The organism is Thiocapsa rosea (assembly GCF_003634315.1).
Classification (GTDB): Bacteria; Pseudomonadota; Gammaproteobacteria; order Chromatiales; family Chromatiaceae; genus Thiocapsa; species Thiocapsa rosea.
Genome location: NZ_RBXL01000001.1, coordinates 4,896,469 through 4,918,636, shown reverse-complemented (window position 1 = coordinate 4,918,636; position 22,168 = coordinate 4,896,469). Strand labels below are relative to the sequence as shown.

17 protein-coding genes and 1 tRNA gene are annotated in these 22,168 nt (G+C 63.1%); 13 read left to right on the top strand and 5 right to left on the bottom strand.

The window, feature by feature from the left end:
- Nucleotides 1–131: 131 nt before the first annotated feature.
- A tRNA-Glu gene (locus BDD21_RS21860) sits at nt 132–206 on the bottom strand.
- Between the two features lie 182 nt (nt 207–388).
- Here BDD21_RS21860 and pcnB point away from each other — a divergent pair.
- From pcnB to panD, 4 genes are all read left to right on the top strand, one after another.
- Entirely contained in the window at nt 389–1,756 is a 1,368-nt protein-coding gene (gene pcnB / locus BDD21_RS21855; protein WP_211335122.1) for a polynucleotide adenylyltransferase PcnB, read from the top strand.
- 93 nt (nt 1,757–1,849) lie between these two features.
- Nucleotides 1,850–2,653: a 3-methyl-2-oxobutanoate hydroxymethyltransferase gene (panB, locus tag BDD21_RS21850; protein WP_120798969.1), complete on the top strand. Its 804-nt coding sequence runs from the start codon at nt 1,850–1,852 to the stop codon at nt 2,651–2,653.
- 63 nt (nt 2,654–2,716) lie between these two features.
- Nucleotides 2,717–3,595, top strand: coding sequence for a pantoate--beta-alanine ligase (gene panC / locus BDD21_RS21845; RefSeq protein ID WP_120798968.1), 879 nt, complete (start codon nt 2,717–2,719; stop codon nt 3,593–3,595).
- Nucleotides 3,596–3,676: 81 nt separating this feature from the next.
- On the top strand, nt 3,677–4,057 hold the full coding sequence (panD, locus tag BDD21_RS21840) for an aspartate 1-decarboxylase (protein WP_120798967.1): 381 nt from the start codon (nt 3,677–3,679) through the stop codon (nt 4,055–4,057).
- A gap of 113 nt (nt 4,058–4,170) precedes the next feature.
- Here panD and glgA read toward each other — a convergent pair whose 3' ends face one another.
- Complete coding sequence (glgA, locus tag BDD21_RS21835; RefSeq protein ID WP_120798966.1) at nt 4,171–5,733, bottom strand: glycogen synthase GlgA; 1,563 nt, start codon at nt 5,731–5,733, stop codon at nt 4,171–4,173.
- Between the two features lie 111 nt (nt 5,734–5,844).
- Here glgA and zwf point away from each other — a divergent pair, with 111 nt between their 5' ends.
- The 7 genes from zwf (at nt 5,845) to BDD21_RS21800 (ending at nt 17,237) form a co-directional block, all read left to right on the top strand.
- Entirely contained in the window at nt 5,845–7,320 is a 1,476-nt protein-coding gene (zwf, locus tag BDD21_RS21830; RefSeq protein ID WP_120798965.1) for a glucose-6-phosphate dehydrogenase, read from the top strand.
- A 61-nt stretch (nt 7,321–7,381) separates the two neighbouring features.
- Nucleotides 7,382–9,031 (top strand): glucose-6-phosphate isomerase, encoded by a 1,650-nt coding sequence (pgi, locus tag BDD21_RS21825; protein WP_120800062.1) that lies wholly within the window; start codon nt 7,382–7,384, stop codon nt 9,029–9,031.
- A 614-nt stretch (nt 9,032–9,645) separates the two neighbouring features.
- Nucleotides 9,646–11,568 (top strand): PrkA family serine protein kinase, encoded by a 1,923-nt coding sequence (locus BDD21_RS21820; RefSeq protein ID WP_120798964.1) that lies wholly within the window; start codon nt 9,646–9,648, stop codon nt 11,566–11,568.
- Between the two features lie 246 nt (nt 11,569–11,814).
- On the top strand, nt 11,815–13,086 hold the full coding sequence (locus BDD21_RS21815; protein WP_120798963.1) for a YeaH/YhbH family protein: 1,272 nt from the start codon (nt 11,815–11,817) through the stop codon (nt 13,084–13,086).
- Nucleotides 13,083–14,573 carry a SpoVR family protein gene (locus BDD21_RS21810; protein ID WP_120798962.1) on the top strand — a complete coding sequence of 497 codons (1,491 nt, stop codon included), beginning with the start codon at nt 13,083–13,085 and terminating at the stop codon, nt 14,571–14,573. The genes BDD21_RS21815 and BDD21_RS21810 overlap by 4 nt, the downstream gene beginning before the upstream one ends.
- Nucleotides 14,574–14,611: 38 nt before the next feature.
- Nucleotides 14,612–16,447: a L,D-transpeptidase family protein gene (locus tag BDD21_RS21805; protein WP_120798961.1), complete on the top strand. Its 1,836-nt coding sequence runs from the start codon at nt 14,612–14,614 to the stop codon at nt 16,445–16,447.
- Between the two features lie 349 nt (nt 16,448–16,796).
- On the top strand, nt 16,797–17,237 hold the full coding sequence (locus tag BDD21_RS21800) for a septal ring lytic transglycosylase RlpA family protein (protein WP_245969741.1): 441 nt from the start codon (nt 16,797–16,799) through the stop codon (nt 17,235–17,237).
- A 78-nt stretch (nt 17,238–17,315) separates the two neighbouring features.
- Here BDD21_RS21800 and BDD21_RS21795 read toward each other — a convergent pair whose 3' ends face one another.
- On the bottom strand, nt 17,316–18,626 hold the full coding sequence (locus BDD21_RS21795) for a TRZ/ATZ family hydrolase (RefSeq protein ID WP_120798959.1): 1,311 nt from the start codon (nt 18,624–18,626) through the stop codon (nt 17,316–17,318).
- Between the two features lie 68 nt (nt 18,627–18,694).
- Here BDD21_RS21795 and mtnA point away from each other — a divergent pair, with 68 nt between their 5' ends.
- Both mtnA and BDD21_RS21785 read left to right on the top strand, forming a co-directional pair.
- The gene (gene mtnA / locus BDD21_RS21790) at nt 18,695–19,762 is read left to right on the top strand and encodes an S-methyl-5-thioribose-1-phosphate isomerase (RefSeq protein ID WP_120798958.1); all 1,068 of its coding nucleotides are present in this window, start codon (nt 18,695–18,697) and stop codon (nt 19,760–19,762) included.
- Nucleotides 19,763–19,882: 120 nt separating this feature from the next.
- Nucleotides 19,883–20,446 carry a Uma2 family endonuclease gene (locus BDD21_RS21785; protein ID WP_120798957.1) on the top strand — a complete coding sequence of 188 codons (564 nt, stop codon included), beginning with the start codon at nt 19,883–19,885 and terminating at the stop codon, nt 20,444–20,446.
- Nucleotides 20,447–20,633: 187 nt separating this feature from the next.
- On the opposite strand, the gene BDD21_RS21780 is transcribed toward BDD21_RS21785, so the two are convergent.
- Nucleotides 20,634–20,834 carry a tautomerase family protein gene (locus BDD21_RS21780; RefSeq protein ID WP_120798956.1) on the bottom strand — a complete coding sequence of 67 codons (201 nt, stop codon included), beginning with the start codon at nt 20,832–20,834 and terminating at the stop codon, nt 20,634–20,636.
- Between the two features lie 200 nt (nt 20,835–21,034).
- Nucleotides 21,035–22,168 carry a succinyl-diaminopimelate desuccinylase gene (gene dapE / locus BDD21_RS21775; RefSeq protein WP_120800061.1) on the bottom strand — a complete coding sequence of 378 codons (1,134 nt, stop codon included), beginning with the start codon at nt 22,166–22,168 and terminating at the stop codon, nt 21,035–21,037.

Genomic DNA, 22,168 nt, shown 5'->3' with positions numbered 1-22,168 from the left:
CGAGTCGACGGGCGACTGCCATCGGCGCGAGCGTGACGAGGACCGTGCAGAAATACGGTAAAGATGCTTTTGCACCCGAGGCGGGCGCCATGATCGAGTCAGAATGGGCTTTTAGATCATTGGCTTGCGATTGGCGCTCCCTAGGGGGTTCGAACCCCTGTTACCGGCGTGAGAGGCCAGCGTCCTAACCGCTAGACGAAGGGAGCAGGTACTGCGGCGTGGAAACGCGTATTATACGCGCATCACGGCGCTCTACAAGCCGGCTGTGACCTTTCTCTTACCAACGGCTCTTACCAACGGCCGCATTCCCGCGCCCCGTCGTGCTCGGCACCGGGTGTCGCCTTTGTGGGTGCGGCCCTCAGCGATCAGGAATTCCTCCGAAAAGGTGATGCAGGAACCTTTCCAAAACACGAGCTCGGACGCGATCGCGGCGACCCCTTTGATCGTGCCTCGGCCCGAGCACGGGATCTCGCGCGCGAACATCAGCGAGAACGCACTCAAGGTGCTCTACCGTCTAAAACAAGAGAATTTCCAAGCCCATTTGGTCGGCGGCGGCGTGCGTGACCTTTTGCTCGGCCACGAGCCGAAGGATTTCGACGTGGCGACCGATGCGACGCCCGAAGAGGTCCGGCAGGTCTTTCGCAACTGTCGTCTGATCGGGCGGCGTTTTCGCCTGGCCCATGTCCATTTCGGGCGTGAAATCATCGAGGTGGCGACCTTCCGAGGGACCACGACCTCGGAGGGCGACGAAAACGACCGGCAGATGGAGAACGGTCGGATCCTCCGAGACAACACCTACGGCACCATTGCCGAGGACGCCTTGCGCCGGGATTTCACGGTCAATGCACTCTATTACAACATCGCCGATTTTTCGCTCATCGATTACGCCGACGGGCTCGAGGACATCAAGGCCGGTCGGCTGCGTCTGATCGGGGATCCGGAGCAGCGCTATCGCGAGGATCCGGTGCGGATGCTCCGGGCGGTGCGCTTTGCCTGCAAGCTGGGGTTTACGATCGAACAGCAGACCGAGCAGCCGTTGTTCGAGCTCGCCCATCTGCTTGCCGACATCGCCCCGGCGCGACTCTTCGACGAGCTGATCAAGCTCTTTCATTCGGGGTATGGCCTCGGCGTCTTCGAGAAGCTGCGCCAGTACGGGCTCTTCGGGGAGTTGTTCCCGGCAACCGAGGACTGCTTGGCGCGGGAAGACCATGGGTTTCCGCTCACCTTCGTCAGTCGCGGTTTGGCCAATACCGACAAGCGACTGCACGAGGACAAGTCCGTCACGCCGGCCTTCCTGTTCGGCGTGCTTCTCTGGGAGCCGGTCCGCCGACGTTTCGAGGAGTATCTGGCCGGCGGGGAGGCCGCCAACGAGGCGATGTTCCTGGCGGCGAGCGAGATCTGTTCGCAGCAGCAATCCCTCGTTGCGATCCCGAAGCGATTCTCGCTGCCGATGCGCGAGATCTGGTCGATGCAGCCTCGCCTCGAGCAGCGTGACGGCAAGCGTCCGCAGCGCCTGGTGACGCATCCGCGGTTCCGGGCTGCGTATGACTTCCTAGTCCTGCGAGCGGAGGCCGGCGAGGCGGACCCGGAGCTGGCGGCCTGGTGGACGCGCTTCCAAGAGGCGAGCGGGCAGGAGCGCGCGACCATGACCGAAGGGGGTGCCAAACGGCGGCGGCGTCGTCCGCGGCGGCGCAAGACGGGAGATGGCGCAGGTCCGGGGACGGGGGCGACGGGCGTTGTGGACAGCGGTGGCTGATTCGCCAACCTAGACCTGATCGAGCGCGGGGTAGCGTTGCTCGATCTCGGCCACTATCCTCGCTCATATCGAGCCTGACCCTCGGAGTCAACCATGTCTCTCGCGCCGATCTCGGTCGCCACCCTCGCCGGTATGAAGGCGAAGGGCGAGCGTATCGCTTCTCTTACCTGTTACGACGCCAGCTTCGCACGCCTGCTCGAGACGGCAGGTGTCGATCTGATGCTGGTCGGGGATTCTCTCGGGATGGTCCTTCAGGGGCACCGCACGACCGTGCCGGTCACCCTCGAGCAGATGGTCTATCACGCGGCCTGTGTCTCGCGCGGACGGGGGCGGGCACTGCTTGTCGTGGATCTGCCCTTTCTCGCCTACGCGACGCCCGAGCGCGCGATCGACGCGGCCGGGCGGCTGATGCAGGAGGGCGGGGCGGAGGTCGTCAAGCTCGAGGGCGGGGCGCCGATGCTGGAAACGGTCCGGCGCCTCACCGAGCAAGGTGTCCCCGTGTGCGCCCATTTGGGACTTCTGCCGCAGTCTGTGCACCGCATCGGCGGGTATCGTTTCCAGGGCCGGGACCATGCCTCGGCGGAGGCGATCCGGCACGATGCCATCACCATGCAGGAGGCCGGTGCGAGCCTCTTGGTCTTGGAGTGCGTTCCTGCGGCTTTGGCCTCCGAGATCGCCTTGACCCTGGCCATTCCGGTCATCGGGATCGGCGCCGGGGCAGGATGCGATGGCCAGGTGCTCGTGCTCTACGACATGCTGGGGCTCAATCCGGGTCGTCCGCCGAGCTTCAGTCGAAATTTCATGACCGGGCAGGGTTCGATCGGGGATGCCGTCGCGGCCTATGTCCGAGCGGTCAAGGCGCATGAGTTCCCCGGTCGTGACGAGACACCGTATTGACGCCGGAGCGATGCCGAATTCAAGCCGAACAGGCACTGTTGGCCGCGGTAGCGGAAAAGGGCAATGAAAACAATCGAAACGCTGGAAGACCTCCGTGAGCAGGTCAGGGCCTGGCGTGGGGCGGGCGAGCGCGTCGCCTTCGTCCCGACCATGGGCAATCTACATGCCGGGCATCTGACCTTGATCGCGGAGGCCCGCGCGCGCGCGCCGCGCGTGGTCGCAAGCATCTTCGTCAACCCCATGCAGTTCGGTCCTGCCGAGGATTTGGACGCCTATCCGCGGACCTTGGCACGCGATCGGGAGCTGCTCGAGGCGGCGGGTTGCGACCTCGTGTTTGCCCCGAATGTTGCGACCGTCTACCCGCGCGGCAGCGAGGCGCAGACGCGCGTGGAGGTGCCGGGGCTCTCCGATGTCCTCTGCGGCGAGAGCCGCCCCGGACATTTTCGCGGCGTGGCGACCGTGGTGTGCAAGCTCTTCAATATGGTACAGCCCGATGTCGCACTGTTCGGCGAGAAGGATTTTCAGCAGCTCTTGGTGATCCGGCGGATGGTCGAGGATCTGGCCATGCCGGTGGAGATCGTCGGCGTGCCGACGGTACGCGAGCCCGACGGTCTCGCCATGAGCTCGCGCAACGGCTACCTTTCCCCGTCGGAGCGGGCGCGCGCCCCGGCACTGCGGCGGGTGTTGACGGCGGCTCGGCAATCCTTGCTGGCAGGGACTGCTGCCGCGTCGGTTGAGCGCGAGGCCGAGGACGCTTTGCGCGAGGCCGGTTTAGCCCCAGACTATGTCCGAGTCCGCGCGACGCACGACCTGCGCCCGGCCACGCAGGCCGACCGAGATCTGGTGATCCTCGCCGCCGCCTATCTTGGCCAAGCGCGTCTGATCGACAATCTCAGGGTGCAGCCCGACGCGAATGCTGCGCTGCAACAAACGCTGCGGTAAACTACGCCGATTCTTAGATCGAGAGCGCTTCGTTCAGGGCACGAAGACGCGGCCATCCCGGCCTTTCGGAGGATTCAAGACATGCATCTGACCTTGTTGAAGTGCAAATTGCATCGGGCGCGCGTGACCCATGCGGAAGTCGATTACGAAGGCTCCTGTGCCATCGACGAGGAGCTGTTGACCCTCGCAGGCATTCGCGAGTACGAGCAGATTCAGATCTACAACGTCACCAACGGCGAGCGGTTCACGACCTACGCCATCCGTGCCGAGCCCGGCTCGCGTGTGATCTCGGTCAATGGGGCCGCAGCGCACAAGGCCGCGCCGGGCGATCGCGTGATCATCTGCGCCTACGCCGCCATGACGGAGGCCGAGGCCGATGCCCACAAGCCGGCGCTCGTCTATCTCAACGAGCACAACCGTGTGACCCGCACCGGGGATTTCATCCCGGCTCAGGTGGCCTAACCCCGCGCGAAGGGGCGCCCCGCCAACGACGCCGGCACCGGGCAGCTGTCCGCACACGCGATCCGCAGACGCCAACCCATAGACTCCCCACTGGACTCCGCCCGACCGGGCGGTTACGCCACCGCGGCACTCGCCTGGCCGCTCGCCTGATCCGTCTCCGCCGTGATCGCCCGCTCGGCGATCGCCTCGGCATAAAGCCGCACATAGCCGCGTGCGCTTGCCTCCCAACTGAAGTCCTGCTGCATCCCCGTCGTTGCGAGCCTCTGCCACGTCTGCGGGTCGTCGCGATACAGCTGCAGCGCCTGTCGGACGGCGTCGAGCAGGGCGTCGGCACGTGGTTCCTCGAACAGAAAGCCGGTCGCGGTGCCGTCGGCGAGCGTGGCCGGGGTCGCGTGGACCACGGTGTCGGCCAGCCCGCCGGTGCGGTGGGCGATGGGCGGAGTCCCGTACCGCAGGCTGTAGATCTGGTTGAGCCCGCAAGGCTCGAAGCGCGACGGCATCAAGAAGGCGTCCGAGCCGGCCTCGATACGATGCGCCCGCGCCTCCTCGTACTCGATGAAAACGCCCACCTGACGCGGATACAGGGCCGCGATGGCCAAAAGCGCCTGTTCCGTGCCGCGGTCTCCGGTGCCCTGGAAGACGACTTGGATGCGCGGGTCTTCGAGAAGCCGCGGGAGCATGGCAAGGATCAGGTCCACACCCTTCTGCTCGACGAGGCGTCCGATATAGCCCAGCAGTAAGGCGTCCTCGTTGCGCGGCAGTCCGACCTCGCGTTGGATGTCGAGCTTGTTCTCCGCCTTGAGTCCGAAGGTCTCCGGGTCATAGCATTGGAGGATGAAAGGATCTGTCAGCGGGTCCCAGACCCGATAATCCACCCCGTTGAGGATGCCGCTGAAGCGGCTGCCGATCTGGCGCAGCAGTCCGTCGAGGCCAAATCCAAACCGTGCCGTGCGCACCTCCATGGCATAGCATGGGCTGACGGTGTTGACCCGGTCGGAGAAGATGATCCCGCCCTTGATGAAGGACATCCTCTGATGGAACTCCAAGCCCGAGACACTCCAGAGCGCAGGCGGCAGGCCGAGGCGGTCGAAGGTCGCACGATCGAACAGACCCTGGTAGGCGAGATTATGGATCGTAAACACGCTTGCGGGAGGTCTGGGCAGATCCTGAAAGAGCGCCGGAGCCAGCCCGGTTTGCCAGTCGTTCCCGTGCAGCACATCCGGTTGCCAGCCGACTGCCGGAAGCCCACGGGCGATCAGGGCGATGACCCGACAGAACAGCAGGAAGCGCTCGGCGTTGTCGCCCCAATCGCGTCCGCTGAGGTCGGTATAGGGGTTGCCTTCGCGACAGAAGTGCTCGGGTGCGTCGACCAGATAGATCGGCAGGTCGTGATCCGGATGCTTGCCCTCGAGGATGCGCACCTGGGTGCGGCTCGTCGGGATCTTCATCTCGCAGAGGATCTTGGTCTCGCGCAACTGGCGTGCCGCGCGAGGATAGGCCGGGAGGATCAGCCGCGCGTCGTGACCCAGGTCGCGCAATGCCGCCGGCAGGCTGGCGGCGACATCGGCGAGCCCGCCGGTTTTGATCAGCGGATGAGCCTCGCTGCTCGCCACGAGGATATGCAGCGGCCGCTCCGGCGCGGTAATGTCCGGGGATAGAAGAAGCGATGGCTCCATGGAGGGTCCCTAATTTCGAGCGAAGCGGTTGCCGGCGCGGCACGCCTGGCTTGGCAACAGTATGACAGGGCTCACGTTATCACATTTGTCCGCGACCGAGGCACCAAGTCCATGCTGGATCCCTGCACCATCCTGATCTTCGGCTCGACGGGTAACCTGGTGAGCATCAAGCTGCTCCCGGCGCTCTATCACATCGAGGCGGCGGAACGTCTCCATCCCGAGACTCGGATCATCGGATTCGGCCGACGCCCCTGGTCGGACGAGGACTGGCGCGAGGAGGTCCGGGCGAGGCTCGCCGAACGCCTGCCCGGCGCCACCCACGCGCCTGTCTTGGAGCGTCTTCTCGGTCGGATGCGCTTCGTCGAAGGCGACCTGGAGGAGTCCGCCGGTTACGTGCGCCTGTCCGAACGACTGCGCGGGGAGACGGACTTCCCGGCCAACCTCATGACCTATCTGGCGGTGGCGCCGAAGCATTACGGCGGTATCGTCGACAACCTGGCCGCTCAGGGCCTGAACGCCGAGGACGGACGTTGGTCGCGCCTGGTGGTCGAGAAACCCTTCGGTTTCGACCTCGAGAGCGCGGCCATCCTCGATCGCCGCATCCAGCGTTGTTTCGGCGAGTCGCAGATCTTTCGCATCGATCACTATCTGGGCAAGAGCACGGTTCAGAACATCTTGGTGTTCCGCTTCGCCAATCTGATGCTCGAGCCCCTTTGGAATCGCAACTACATCGATCACGTCCAGATCTCGCACGCCGAGTCAGCCGGAATCGGGGAGCGTGCCGGCTTCTACGACGGTGTGGGCGCCATGCGCGACATGATCCAGAGTCATCTCCTGCAGATGCTGACCCTGGTGGCGATGGAGCCGCCGCCCTGTCTGGATGCCGAGGCGCTGCGCGACGAGAAGGTCAAGGTCCTGCGCTCCATCCGCCCGATCCCGCGCGAGGCGGTGCATGCCCAAGCCTTTCGCGCACAATACGGACCAGGCGCTTCCGGCGGAAGCAAGGTTGCGGGCTATCGCGACGAGCCCGGCGTCGGACACAACAGCACCACCGAGACCTATGCCTCGCTGAAGCTCTACATCGACAACTGGCGCTGGCGCAACGTACCCTTTTATCTGCGCACGGGTAAGCGGCTTGCCCGCAGCAACTCCCTGATCGCCATCCGGTTCAAGCATCCGCCGCAGCAGTTGTTCCGCTATACGGCCATCGAACAGCTCAAGCCCAACTGGCTGCTGCTCAATATCCAGCCCAACGAGTGCATCCGCATGGAGATCCAGGTCAAGCAACCCGGACTCGAGATGCGCACCCAGACCGAGCGGTTGGACGCGAGCCGGTGCACCATCCCCTCCGAGCAGATCGACGCCTACGAGGCGCTCATCCTGGACGTGATCGAGGGCGACCATACCCATTTTCTGCGCTTCGACGAGGTCGATTGGGCTTGGCGGGTGGTCGATCCGGTGCTGAAGCTGTGGTCCACAGAGCGTGACTTCATCCAGACCTATCCGGCCGGGTCCTGCGGTCCGCCCGAGGCCAACCGCTTGTTTGACCGGGACGATCAGTCTTGGCGCGAGGGGATGGACGCGTGAGTTGCGAGATCGTCGCGCCGGGAAGCCGCAAAATTTGTCGATGCCTTATCAGGAGAACTTCATGACGTCGCTCATCAGTCAAACACCTGCATGGCAGGCATTGGAGCAGCACAGGCAAGAGATGCAGGATGTCGCGATGCGCGATCTCTTTGCGTCCGATCCCGGCCGTGCCGACAGGATGCGCCTGTCTGTCGCGGGGCTGCGTCTGGATTACTCCAAGAACCTAGCCACCCCGCAGACCCTTGCGCTGCTGCTCGATCTGTCCGACACCGCGGATTTGAGTGGTTGGATCGCGCGAATGTTCGCAGGCGAACCGATCAACAACACCGAGGAGCGCGCGGTGTTGCACGTCGCCTTGCGTAATCGCTCCAACCGGCCGATCCAGGTGGACGGCCAAGACGTGATGCCCGGGGTCAATCGCGTGCTCGAGCGTCTCGAGTCGTTCGTCGGGTTGGTCCGCTCGGGCGCCTGGAAAGGCTTTCAGGGCCAGTCTATCCGCGATGTCGTGAACATCGGTATCGGCGGCTCCAACCTCGGGCCCAAGATGGTCTGCACGGCGCTCGGCGCTTACGGCAGCAACGACCTGCGGGTCCACTTCGTCTCGAACGTCGACGGGACCCATCTCCTCGAAACGCTCAACGACCTGGATCCGGCACGCACACTCTTCATCGTGGCCTCCAAGACCTTCACGACCCAGGAGACCATGACCAACGCCACGAGTGCGCGCGACTGGCTGCTGGCGGCGGCGCGCGACCCGGCGGCGGTCGCCAAGCACTTCGTCGCAGTCTCGACCAATGCCGAGAAGGTGTCCGCGTTCGGGATCGACACCCGGAACATGTTCGGGTTCTGGGATTGGGTCGGCGGTCGCTACTCGCTGTGGTCGGCCATCGGTCTGCCGATCGCGTTGGCTGTCGGCTACGAGCGCTTCGTGGAGCTGCTCGAGGGCGCCTTCGCGATGGACGAGCATTTCCGGACCGCCCCGCCGGCCGAAAACATGCCCGTCGTGCTGGGTCTGCTCGGGGTCTGGTATGCCAATTTTTGGGGTGCGCGAACGCATGCGGTCTTGCCCTACGATCAGTATCTGAGGCTCTTGCCGGCGTACCTTCAGCAAGGCGATATGGAGAGCAACGGCAAAGGCGTGACCCGCGACGGTGTCGTCGTGGACTACACCACCGGCCCGGTCGTCTGGGGCGAGCCGGGCACCGACGGCCAACACGCCTTCTACCAGCTCATTCATCAGGGCACGCAACTGATCCCGGCGGATTTCATCGGCGCGATCAAGAGCCACAACGAGCTCGGCGATCACCACTTAAAGCTCATGGCCAACTTCTTCGCGCAAACCGAGGCCCTGATGCGCGGGCGCACCACGGAGGAGGCGCTCGCCGAGATGCTGAGCGCCGGGGTGCCCAAGGAGCGGGCGCAGTTCCTCGCACATCATCGGACCTTCCCCGGAAACCGACCCACCAACAGCATCCTGATGGAGCGCCTGACGCCTTTTACGCTGGGGGCCTTGATTGCGCTCTACGAACATCGGATCTTCGTACAAGGCGTACTCTGGGGGATCAACTCGTTCGACCAGTGGGGCGTGGAGCTCGGCAAACAGCTTGCGGGGGTGATTCTCGAAGAGCTCCGCGTCGGGCGTGTCGGCGGGGATCACGATGCATCGACGCGCACCTTGCTGAACGACTTCATCCAGGGCCGCCGCGCCTGAGGTCGACGCAGCGCACCCCGTAGGATCGCAAGACCGAGCGTCGTTCGGGCGTAGTTCGTCTGTTGATCGAGGCCCGGCGCCGGCGGGACCGGAAACCCGCAAGCGCCTCTCGGCGATGTTGCTCGCGGGATGAACCCCGGCGCCGGTGCGCTGTCTTTTAAACCGGCGTGGCATCTTGGTGCTAGTCTCTATGCATCGGTGTGGGGCGAGGGTTGCCCACCGCCGAAGCGTGCAGAACGGAGTGTCCGGCTGAGCCTTCGCTGAACGCGGCTGAATGCGTTCGACAAAGACGCTTCTATGCCGCTTGTGCAGCGGCGCCGGCGGGGGCGTAAGCCTCCATCGGCGGGTTCGGTGGACGCGGTCGATTTCCCGGCACGTACTTGCACTTTCTTGGTGCGCAATCCGGCCGCACCGGTGCGCTGGTGCGCCGAGCGCGATCCGGACCGGTACCGGCGCGGTGCAGAGGCAGCATTGCATCCCATGGCGCGCATATTGCTAATCTTCGAATCCAAACCTTGTCTTTCCCACAGTTCGCCCCGAGCACTGTATTGAGGTGAGATGCGGTCGACACTGGGTCGGGCGAGCAACAACAGCTTCCGAGCGAGGTAACTTTTATGTCGATCTTCGAACGCTACCAGGCACGCTACGAGTCATCCCGCGAGGAGGTGATGAGCCTCGACGAGTACTTGCAGCTGTGCAAGTCCGACCCGAGCACCTACGCAGGGGCTGCGCAGCGCTTGCTGACGGCGATCGGCGAGCCGGAGCTCGTCAATACCCGCGACGATCCGAGACTGAGTCGGATCTTTCAGAACAAGATGATTCGGCGCTATCCCGCATTCTCCGAGTTCTACGGGATGGAAGAGGCAATCGAGCATCTGGTCTCCTACCTCAAGCACGCGGCTCAAGGGCTCGAGGAGAAGAAGCAAATCCTCTATTTGCTCGGGCCGGTCGGCGGCGGCAAATCGTCTCTTGCCGAAAAGCTTAAAGAGTTGATGGAGCTGCGGCCCTTCTACGCGATTCACGGGTCTCCCGTATTCGAATCCCCGCTCGGCTTGTTTTCGCCCGAAGAAGACGGCCCCATCCTCGAGGAGGATTACGGGATTCCGTCCCGCTATCTGCGCACGATTATGTCGCCATGGGCGGTCAAGCGTCTGCAGGAATACCGCGGCGACATCACGCAGTTCAAGGTCGTGAAACTCTATCCGTCGGTGCTTGAGCAGGTCGCCATCGCGAAGACCGAGCCCGGTGACGAGAACAACCAGGACATCTCCTCGCTGGTCGGCAAGGTGGACATTCGCCAGTTGGAGCGATTTGCTCAACACGACGCGGACGCCTACAGCTATTCCGGTGCACTGTGTCGCGCGAACCAAGGCGTGATGGAGTTCGTCGAGATGTTCAAAGCACCGATCAAGGTGCTGCATCCGCTTCTCACCGCGACCCAGGAAGGCAATTACAACGGTACAGAAGGGCTGTCCGCGCTGCCGTTCCAAGGCATCATCCTTGCGCACTCCAACGAGTCGGAATGGCAGAGCTTTCGCAACAACAAGAACAACGAGGCGTTTCTCGACCGCGTCTTTATCGTCAAGGTTCCCTATTGCCTGCGCGTCAACGAAGAGACTCAGATCTACGAGAAGCTGCTCTTCAACAGCTCGCTCTCCGATGCGCCGTGTGCGCCCGGGACCCTGTCGATGATGGCCCAGTTCTCCGTGCTGACGCGTCTGAAAGAGCCTGAGAATTCGAGCATTTTCTCAAAGATGCGTGTCTACAACGGTGAAAACCTCAAAGACACCGATCCGAAAGCCAAGTCCATGCAGGAGTATCGGGACTATGCCGGGGTCGACGAAGGGATGTCGGGAATCTCGACGCGTTTCGCGTTCAAGATCCTCTCGCAGGTCTTCAACTTCGATCACAGCGAGGTTGCGGCCAATCCCGTTCACCTCTTGTACGTCCTCGAGCGTCAGATCACGCGTGAGCAGTTGCCCCCGGAAACCCATGAGCGTTATCTGAGCTTCCTGAAGCAATATCTCGCCCCTCGGTATGCGGAGTTCATCGGCAAGGAGCTTCAAACAGCCTATTTGGAGTCCTATGCGGAATACGGCCAAAACATCTTCGATCGCTATGTGACCTACGCGGATTACTGGATTCAGGATCAGGAGTATCGCGACCCGGATACGGGCGAGATGATGAATCGCAGCGGTCTGAACGAGGAGCTGGAGAAGATCGAGAAGCCTGCGGGGATCTCCAACCCGAAGGATTTCAGAAACGAGATCGTGAACTTCGTTCTGCGGGCACGCGCGAACAACGGCGGCGCCAATCCGAAATGGACCAGCTACGAGAAGCTGCGGGTCGTCATCGAGAAGAAGATGTTCTCCAACACCGAGGAGCTTCTGCCTGTCATTTCGTTCAATGCCAAGGCGTCCGTCGACGAGCAGAAGAAGCACGATCAGTTTGTCGATCGCATGACCGAAAAGGGCTACACGCCGAAGCAGGTCAGGCTTCTTTCGGAATGGTATCTGCGGGTTCGCAAATCGCAGTAGATGTGAGGGAGAGAGACCGGTCGGAGCGGTGTCTCTCCCGACGGACGGGTGACTCTCGCGGCGAGGGCAGTCCGCCTCGGCCTCGCCGGCCGGCGGTCGATCGCTTGATCGGCCGTCGGGTCCGGCGGCATCATGGCGGTGTCGAGCGCAGCACGGGAAGAGGGCGATCAGGGAGTCGAACGCAGGTGCGGGAACCGACTTGCGCGATTCGTCGTTGTTTCACCCAGCCGAGAAGGCAAGAGTCCTATGTCACACTTTATCGACCGTCGACTGAACGGCAAGAACAAGAGCACGGTCAATAGACAGCGTTTCTTGAAGCGATATAAATCGCAGCTCAAGCGCTCGGTGGCCGATGCCGTGAACAAACGCAGCATTACGGATATCGACTCGGGCGAGCGTGTGGGTATCCCGTCCAAAGATATCTCCGAGCCGGTGTTTCATCACGGCAAAGGGGGTGTCCGCGACATGGTGCATCCCGGCAACAAGGACTTCGTCACCGGGGATCGGATCCGGCGTCCGGAAGGCGGCGGCGGGGATGGTTCGGGTCAAGGCAAGGCCGGCAAGGGCGGGAAAGGCGACGACGACTTCGTCTTCGAGCTCTCGCGCGAAGAGTTCATGGACCTCTTGTTCGACGACCTCGAGCTTCCCAATCTGGTTCGGAACCAGTTGATGGGGACAACCGAGTTCAAAACGGTGAGGGCGGGTTATTCGACCGACGGATCACCTTCCAATATCGACGTCGTGCGCTCCCTCAAGGGGGCCATTGCACGCCGGACGGCAATCGGGGCGCCGCTGCGTGCGCGTGCGCGCGAGCTCGAGGAGGAGGTTCAAACGCTGCTCGACAGCGGCATCGAGGAAACCGATCCTCGCGTGCGCGAGATTCGCGAGGAGATCGATCGGCTGCGCACCCGGATCGCGGCCTTGCCCTTCATCGACACCTTCGACCTTCGCTATCAGAGCTTCACGAAGCTACCCGAGCCGACGAGCAAAGCGGTGATGGTCTGCATCATGGATGTTTCGGGCTCGATGGATCAGGTACGCAAGAATCTCGCCAAGCGGTTCTTTATCCTGCTGTATCTATTCCTCCAGCGAAATTACGACAAGATCGACGTCGTCTTCATTCGCCATCATACGATTGCCCAAGAGGTCGACGAGCAGGAGTTTTTCTATTCGCGCGAGACCGGCGGCACGGTCGTGTCCAGTGCGTTGAATCTTGCCTACGACGTTCTCAAGGAGCGTTACGATTCATCGGTGTGGAATATCTACGCCGCGCAGGCCTCGGACGGAGACAACTGGGATTCCGATTCGACGGTCTGCCGTGATCTGCTGGTCGAGAAGCTGATGCCTTTGATGCGCTACTTTGCCTATGTCGAAATCACCCCGCGTCAGCATCAGAGCCTTTGGTATGCCTACCAAGAGGTCAGGGCCACGCACCGGCACTTTGCGATGCAGGAAATCGACGGTGCCGAGGATATCTTTCCCGTGTTCCGGGAGCTGTTCAGGAGGCAGGAGGCATGACCAAGAACCTCATCTCGGACTCCTCCGAGTGGTCGTTTCCATTGCTCGAGAGGTTCGATCGTGAGATCGGCCGCCTGGCCCGCGATGTCTATGGCTTGGATACCTATGCCAATCAGATCGAGGTCATCAGCTCCGAGCAGATGATCGACGCCTACTCATCGGTCGGTCTGCCCATCAATTATCCGCATTGGTCGTTCGGCAAGCAGTTCGTTGCGACCGAACAGACGTATCGGCGCGGTCAAATGGGGTTGGCCTACGAGATCGTGATCAATTCCGATCCCTGTATCGCCTACCTCATGGAGGAGAACACGCTCCCGATGCAGGCGCTCGTCATCGCGCATGCCTGCTACGGCCACAACAGCTTCTTCAAGGGCAATTATCTCTTCCGCACCTGGACGAGCGCCGATGCGATCATCGACTACCTGGTTTTCGCCCGCCGATTCATCGCCGAGTGCGAGGAACGCTACGGCGAGGCCGAGGTCGAGATCTTGCTTGATTCCTGTCACGCACTGATGAATCACGGCGTGGATCGCTACAAGCGACCGACGCCCTTGACGCTCGCCGAGGAACAACGCCGCCAAAAAGAGCGCGCCGCATATCTGCAATCGATGGTCAATGATTTGTGGCGAACCTTGCCGACCTTCGATGCCGAGGACGGCGCAGAGCAGGACGTGCGCTGGCCCGACGAGCCGCAGGAAAACCTGCTTTATTTCATCGAGAAGAATGCCCCGTTGCTTGAGCCGTGGCAGCGCGAGATCGTTCGAATCGTGCGCAAGCTGGGTCAATATTTTTACCCGCAGCGCCAGACGCAGGTCATGAACGAGGGCTGGGCGACATTCTGGCACTACACGCTCATGAATCATCTCTACGACGAAGGTTTCGTCAACGATGGCTTCATGATGGAGTTCCTGCAGTCGCATACCGGGGTGGTTTTCCAGCCCACGTTCGATGTGCCCTACTACAACGGGATCAATCCATACGCGCTCGGGTTTGCGATGATGCGCGACATCCGCAGGATCTGCGAGCAGCCGACCGACGAGGATCGTCACTGGTTCCCGGATATCGCGGGCGGTGACTGGCTGAAGGTCTTGGACTTCGCCATGCGCAACTTCAAGGACGAGAGTTTTGTTGCACAGTATCTTTCGCCGACGGTCATGCGCGATCTGCGATTGTTTGCAATCTCGGACGACGACCGCGAGGAGCACCTGGAGGTCACAGCGATTCACGAGGAGCTGGGCTACCGGGCGTTGCGACAGTCACTGGCCGAGCAGTACAACCTCGGCTCCCGCGAGCCGAATATTCAGGTCTTCAATGTCGATCGTCGCGGCGACCGCTCCATGACCTTGCGGCACTATCGACACAATCGCCGGCCTCTGGGTGATTCGGTCGAAGAGATGCTGCGACATATCAGGCGCCTGTGGGGATTTACCGTCCGGTTGGAGACCTTGGACGAGAACGGCAGAACACAGTTGATCGGCGAGTGTTGATCCGCCCGCGAGGGGTCGGGCCTGAGGGATAATTCGGTATGCGTTTTCGTTTGGTTGGTCTAATGTGGTTCTCGGTGGTCGTCTCTGGTCCGGCGTTCGCGGATGGGTTGCTGCGCCCGACGCTCGATTCGATCCGGGACGCGAGAACCGTCGCCGTCGAGGGCGTGCCGCTCCTGTCCGGTCGGCTGCTGGCGGAGTTCTACGCGCAGCGCGGCGATGTCTTGGTTTGGGTTGAACCGGCACCGGTTTCGGATCTCTTGGACCTCGCGCAGCGCAGCGTGTCCGAGGGCTTCCGGGCGGAGGATTTCCATGTCGAGTATCTGCGTCGACTCGCGGCGCCGGGTGCGCTCGAATCCCTGACCGGCAACGCACGTCTCGCAGCCGATCTCGTCCTCAGCGATGCCTTGGCGCGCTACGTTCACCACCATCGCTACGGCAAGCTCGATCCGGTCGCGGTCGATTCGAAATGGCACGACCGATCTCCGGCGTCCAGCGAGGTCATCCTGGCCGACATGACTCGGGCGCTCGACGGCAATGATCTCGCAGGCAGCCTGAGCGAGCATTTCTCGCGACCCTTCTGGTATGAGGACCTGAAGAAGGCGCTGCAGCGCTATACCGCTCAGACCTCCCTCGTGGGACTGGCGCCCCTTCCGGCCGGGTCGAACCTGGCCCGAGGAAGCCGGCACGCGCGCGTCGCGATGCTGCGTGAGCGTCTCGCGCGGATCGAAGGCGCGGCGGTCTCGGAGGCATCCGATATCGATCTCTTCGATACGGCACTTCACGAGGCGGTGGTGTCTTTCCAGCGGCGATCGGGTTTGGCCGCCGATGGCGTCGTGGGGCCCGCGACCCTCGCGGCGCTCAACGGGCATGGCGACGAGACGAAGGCCGAGCAGATCCGGATCAATCTAGAGCGGATGCGCTGGCTCTATCATGACCTGCCGGAGGACTACGTTTTCGTCGATGTGGCTGCGTTCAAGGCTCACCTGGCACGCGGCGGGAGCTTCGTGTGGTCGACGCGCGTCATCGTCGGGACGCCCGAGACCCAAACCCTGATGTTTCGCGACACCATGGACCACTTGGTCTTCAATCCGACCTGGACGGTGCCTGTGTCCATCCAGAAGAAGATGGGGCGTGTCTCCAGCGACTATCGGTTGGTCGATCGACGAACCGGGAGGCAGGTCGGCAGCGGGAATGCCGGTGATTACGCGCGTTATCGGCTTGTCCAGGCGCCGGGTCCGAAAAACGCCCTCGGCCGCGTCAAGTTTATGTTTCCGAACCGTCATGCGATCTATCTCCACGACACGCCCGGAAAGGCAGCGTTCGCGCGCCAAGCACGGGCCTTGAGCAACGGCTGCGTCCGGGTGCAAGACCCGCTGGACCTCGCCGAGGCGCTCCTCGACCAACCCAACTGGGATCGGTCCGGGATCGAGCGGGTGGTCGAGCGTGGGCGGACGCGCTACGTCGATCTCGCGGACACCCTGCCGGTGCTGCTCTACTATTTGACGGCCTTCGCCGACGGGCAAGGCCAGGTGGGCTTTCGCCAGGATATCTACGGACGCGACGAGGCGTTGCGCACCGCCTTCTCCAATCCGGTCCTGCGCACGCGCATCAGCTTCCCCGAGCCTGCGGATGAAAGCCCGAACCCGAGCCCAAACCCGAACCTGAGTCCGACGATGAGCCCGGAGACACCCGAGCGGGCGCCGGACAGCGATCCTCCGGATCCCTCCGACAACGACAAAGACACATCGGTTCGCCTCACCGGCCGGGGTTCCACCGAAGGCCACGGCGACGAGCCCGGATCCGGCACCGATGGTTCCGAGCCTGCCGTCTCGACCCTCGATCGTCCCGATGCGCGCCCCACAGGTCGGCTCTGAGGACTGCGATCCTCGGTCTTTCGTTCTCCCGATTGCCTGGTGCAGCACGGCAAACGTGTCGAGACCATTCGTTGTCGTTGTCGTTATCGTTGTCGTCGACCATCGATACGATTACGACAACGACAACGGAAATGATCTCGGACGGTCTTGGAATCTCTGCACCGCTCTGAAATGGACCCCTTCGTCAAAACAGTCCCCGCACGTCGTGCCAAGGACTGCCCCGTGCGTTTCGTGTCTGCCCCGGGGTAGATTGAAATCCTCTCTCCCGTTAGACTCCGGCTTCGTGGCGATTCGCATGGTTTGCGCATCCAGCCTAAAACACCAAACGTTACGAACGGAGAACTCTGTTTTGATTCGACGGTACATCTGGTTGACCCCAGCGCTCGCAATGTTGGCGTTTCTTCCCACGGCAACCCTTCAGGCCAATGTCACGGATGGCGTGGCTTCTTACTACGGAGATCGTTTCGACGGGCGGCGCACCGCCAGCGGTGTCCGGTTCGACAAAAATGCCTTGACCGCGGCGCATCGGACCCTCGAGTTCGGTACCCGGGTGACGGTGACGAATAAGGCGAACGGACGTTCGGTCGACGTCGTCATCAACGATCGAGGCCCCTTCTCACGTGGCCGTACGATCGACCTCTCGAAGGCGGCCGCCAAGGAGATCGGGATGTTGGCCAGAGGCGTTGCCCCGGTGAGTCTGGAGGTCGTCGACTCGGGCAGTCCCTCCCGGCTTACCGGGAAGACCATCGCCCTCGCCGATGCCGAACGCGTTCTCATGGATCTCTTCTAAACCGCGTCTGCCGCGGCGCCCAAGGGTTGGTCGAAGGCGGAGTCTGCTCGAAACGGATCCAGGTCGTTCGGACGCGGTTTAGCGACCGAGACGCTCGCCCCAGGTCTGTGCCGCAGCGATGATCCGAGCGTTGTCCAGCCCGGTCGGTAGAGCGTCGCGGATCAAGTGGCGACCCCGCACCCAAACCTGACGCACCTGTTGCTGACTGGCCGCGTAGACCAGTTGCGAGACGGGGTGATAAAGGGGCTGGGTGTGGGAGTCGCGCAGATCGAGCGCGACCAAGTCTGCTGATTTCCCAGGCTCCAGCGAGCCGATCTCATCCTCCAATCCCAGCGCTCTGGCGCCGTTGATCGTCGCCATCCGCAGTGCGGTCGCGGCCGGCAGCGCGGAGGCCGAGCCTGCCACCCCCTTGCCGAGCAGGGCGGTCGTGCGCATCTCTCCAAGCATGTTCAGATCATTGTTGCTTGCTGCACCGTCGGTGCCGATCGCGACATTGACCCCTGCCTCCAAGAGTTTTGCGACCGGGCAAAACCCGCTCGCGAGCTTCAGATTCGATTCCGGACAATGCACCACATGGGCACCGGTGTCGGCCAAGAGGGCGATCTCGTCCTCCTCGAGCTGGGTCATGTGGACACACACCAGTCCGGGGCCGAGCAATCCGAGGCGATTCAGTCGCGAGATAGGCCGCTCGCCGTGGTCGCGCAGCGACTGGAGGATCTCGTCGCGTGTCTCGTGGAGATGGATATGGATCGGAACCTCCAGCTCGTCGGCAAGCGCGCGCACGCGTTGCAACGGTGCATCCGATACCGCGTAGGGTGAGTGCGGCGCAAAGGCCACTCGGATCAACGGATGGTCCCGATAGTGCTCGTGCAGGGCGAGCCCCTTGGCGATGTATTCGTCGGCACTCGCGGCATAGCCGGTGGGGAAATCCACGACGATCATGCCGATCACGGCCCGCATCCCGGCCTCGGCGCTCACCTGTGCGGTGACCTCCGGATAGAAATACATGTCGTTGTAGCAGGTGATGCCGCCGCGCAGCATCTCGAGCACGGCCAGCCGGGTCCCGTCGGCGACGAACGCGGGATCCACCCAACGCTGCTCGGCCGGCCAGATATGCTCATGCAGCCAGGTCATGAGGGGCAGGTCGTCGGCCAGCCCCCGCATCAGCACCATGGCCGCGTGGGTGTGCGCATTGATCAGGCCCGGGATGAGCAGGTGCCCCGGCAGATCGATCACCCGTTGGGCGTCGATACTGCTGCGCGCCTCCTCGGACGGCAGCACGGCGAGGATACGCCCGTCCGCGATCGCAACCGCATGATCGGTGAGCTGGCGATCCCGGGGATCGACGGGTAATACCCACTGGGCATGGATCAGAAGCTCGGCTTGCATCGGTCGGTCCTTTCAGTCGGGGCGGGGGATGGGTGACAATGGCGAGAACATGCCACAAGGAGCCCCCGATGAAAACAACGACCCCGACCGTGCCGACCCCGGACGACGCGGCACTCTGGCACGAGGGTGCCCTCTATCTCGCGGATCAGCGTCTGCTGCCCGACCGCGCGGAGTTTTTGCGACTGACCGATGCGGGCGCGGTGGCCGATGCGATTCGTGCGATGGTGGTGCGCGGCGCGCCGGCCATCGGTGTCGCCGCGGCCTACGGGGTTGCACTGGCGGGGCGGGACGCCTACGCGGCCGCCGGTGCCGGCTGGAAGGCCGCGATCGAATCCGACCTCGATCGCCTGGCCGCCTCCCGGCCGACCGCGGTCAATCTCTTCTGGGCGATCGATCGGATGCGCCGCCTGATCGCGCGTCTGGATGAACGCGATCCCTTCCCGGCCTTGGTGGACGAGGCGCTGGCCATCCATGCCGAGGACCGTGCGGCCAATCACGTGATCGGCGACCTTGGCGCGGCGCTGATCGAGGGTCCGACCGACATCATCACCCATTGCAATGCCGGGGCGATCGCCACCGGCGGCTATGGCACCGCGCTCGGTGTGATCCGCAGCGCCTACGCGGCCGGTAAGGTCGGGCGCGTCTTCGCCGACGAAACGCGGCCTTGGATGCAAGGGGCGAGGCTGACCGCCTGGGAGCTGATGCACGACGGCATCCCGGTGACCCTGCAGGCGGACGGCGCGGCGGCAAGCCTAATGGCCGGGCGCTCGGTCGGCTGGGTGATCGTCGGTTCGGATCGCATCGCGGCCAACGGCGATGTCGCCAACAAGATCGGCACCTACGGCCTTGCGATCCTCGCGAGATACCACGGCATCAAATTCATGGTCGCGGCACCCACATCCACCATCGATTTGGAGATCGCCCGCGGCGAGGACATCCCGATCGAGGAGCGTGATCCGGAAGAGCTGCTGAGCTGCGGGGATCGTCGTCTCGCGCCCGCCGGGTGCGTTGCCCGCAATCCGGTGTTCGACGTCACACCTGCGGACCTGGTCGACGCCATCGTGACCGAGCGCGGCGTGGTGCTTCACCCGACCAAAGAGAAGGTCCGGGCCTTGATGGGCGGCTGGGGGCTCTAAACCGCGTCCGGAGCGATCGGCATCGGTTTTGGGTTGGAGCTGCCTTGGCCGGATCCTTAGAACGTCGGAGTTGACGCGGTTTAGGTTAATCGTTGATTTAAACCCAGCGGAGCGACAGCGATGGAAGCATTCAAACTCAAGACCCTGGCCGATCTGTTCGATGCCGCCGATGAGCGCGTCGAGCTGATCGATGGCGAGATCGTCCAGCGCCCGATGGCGCGCATGGAGCACGGTTTGGCACAGCATCGTGCCTCTGTTGAACTTGGCCCGTTCGATCATCCTTCCGGCCCTGGCGGTTGGTGGATCGCCAGCGAGGTCAGCGTCCACTATTCCGACCACCAGTGCCCGACCCACGATCTCGCGGGCTGGCGCAAGGAACGGCTGCCAGAGCGCCCGAGCGGGGTGGTCGAGATCGTCCCGGACTGGGTGTGCGAGATCGTTTCGCCTGGACATGAGCGTAAGGACACGCTGACCCTGTTTCTGCTGCTGCAGCGCCAACAGGTGCCCTACTACTGGCTGATCTGGCCCGAGGAACGCTCACTGGTCGCCTGGCAACTCGACGGGGGCAGCTACCGGGTCATCGCCAGCGTTGCAGCGCCCGGCGTCGATGAGCGGAAGATGCGCATCCCGCCGTTCGACGCCGTCGAGATCGACTTGGGTTACATTCTGGGCGATGAAACCTAAACCGCGTCCAGAGCGATATGCGTTGTTTTCAGTGTGCGTTTGGCTTCGGAAATATCCTTGATTCCCGTGAGACGCGGTTTAGAATTTAAGCTTTTTTAAGACTTTAAGCCGCGCCAGCTCCGAAAGTCGTCGGAGCTGGCGCGGCCAATCCACTCCCGCAAATGACGCATACCGCACCGGGCGTGGCTTACTCTCGGCGGCGCCGCAGCGTCACGCTCTCCCCGCCGATGCCCCAGTTGTCGGTCTCCACCTCGTCGATGACGACCATCGTCGTCTGCGGATTCTTCCCGAGCACGTCGACCAGCAGCTGTGTGACGCCCTGGATGAGTGCCGCCTTCTGCTCCGCGGTCGCACCCTCGCGGGTGATCTTGATGTTGACGTAGGGCATGTCGATCTCCGTTAAACCGCGCCTGACGCGGTATGCGATGGTTTTGGGTTGGATCAGCCTCGGCACATTCGGTGAGAGTCGGAGTCTGCGCGGTTTAAGGTATTGAAGAATAAAAATTCTGAACCGCGTCTACCGCCGGCGTTGTTGACCCCCGCAGGGTCGAGCCAAACTGATACATTCCATGTCGCCCCGGACGCGGTTCACTCCGGAGCCAAGAGACGTTCGAGGATGCCGTGGTAGATCCGGGAGAGGTCGTCGAGCTCCGCGACCCCGACGCACTCGTTGACCTGATGGATGGTGGCGTTGACCGGACCCAGCTCGACCACCTGAGCGCCGGTGGGTCCGATGAAGCGCCCGTCGGAGGTGCCGCCGCTCGTGGAGAGCTGGGTCTGGACGCCGGTGACCGCTGCGATCGATTCGCGGGAGGCGGCAACCAGCGCGCCTGCCGGTGTCAGGAAGGGGTTTCCCGAGAGCCGCCAGTCGAGCGCGTAGTCGAAGTCACCGGCGTCCAGGATCGCCCGCACGCGTGCCTGGATGGCTTCCGGGTCCAACTCGGTGGAGAAGCGCAGATTGAACTGGGCCTCGAGTCGGCCCGGGATCACGTTCTCGGCGCCTGTGCCCATGTTCAGATTGGCGATCTGAAAGCTGGTGGGCGGGAAGTGATCGTTGCCCTGATCCCAGACCTCGGCGCAGAGTGCGGCCAAGGCGCCGACGCTGGCATGGAAGGGGTTCTTCGCCAGATGTGGATAGGCGACGTGTCCCTGTTTGCCCTGTACCCGCAAGACACCGTTCAGACTCCCGCGCCGACCGTTCTTGATGGTGTCGCCGAGGCGCTCGCGCGCCGAGGGCTCGCCCACCAAGGCATAGTCGATCTTTTCGCCACGTTGCTCCAATCGCTCCACCACACGGCGGGTCCCGTCGACCGATGGGCCTTCCTCGTCGCTCGTGATCAGGAAGGCGATGGATCCGCGATGGTCGGGATGATCGCCGACGAACGCCTCCACCGCGGTGATCATGGCCGCGAGCGAGCCCTTCATGTCGCAGGCGCCGCGCCCGAAGAGACGGCCGTCGCGGATGGTCGGCTCGAAGGGGGCCGAGTCCCACTGCTCGATCGGGCCGGTCGGGACCACGTCGGTGTGACCGGCGAAGCAGAAGAGCGGGCCGTCATCGCCTCGTCTGGCCCAGAGGTTCGCGACCTCCCCGAAGGGCATGTCCTCGATCCGAAAACCGATCGCGGCCAGTCGCTCGGACATGAGGGCCTGGCAGCCCGCGTCGTCGGGTGTGACGGAAGGGCGGCGGATCAGCTCGCACGCCAGCTCCAGGGTCGGGGACAT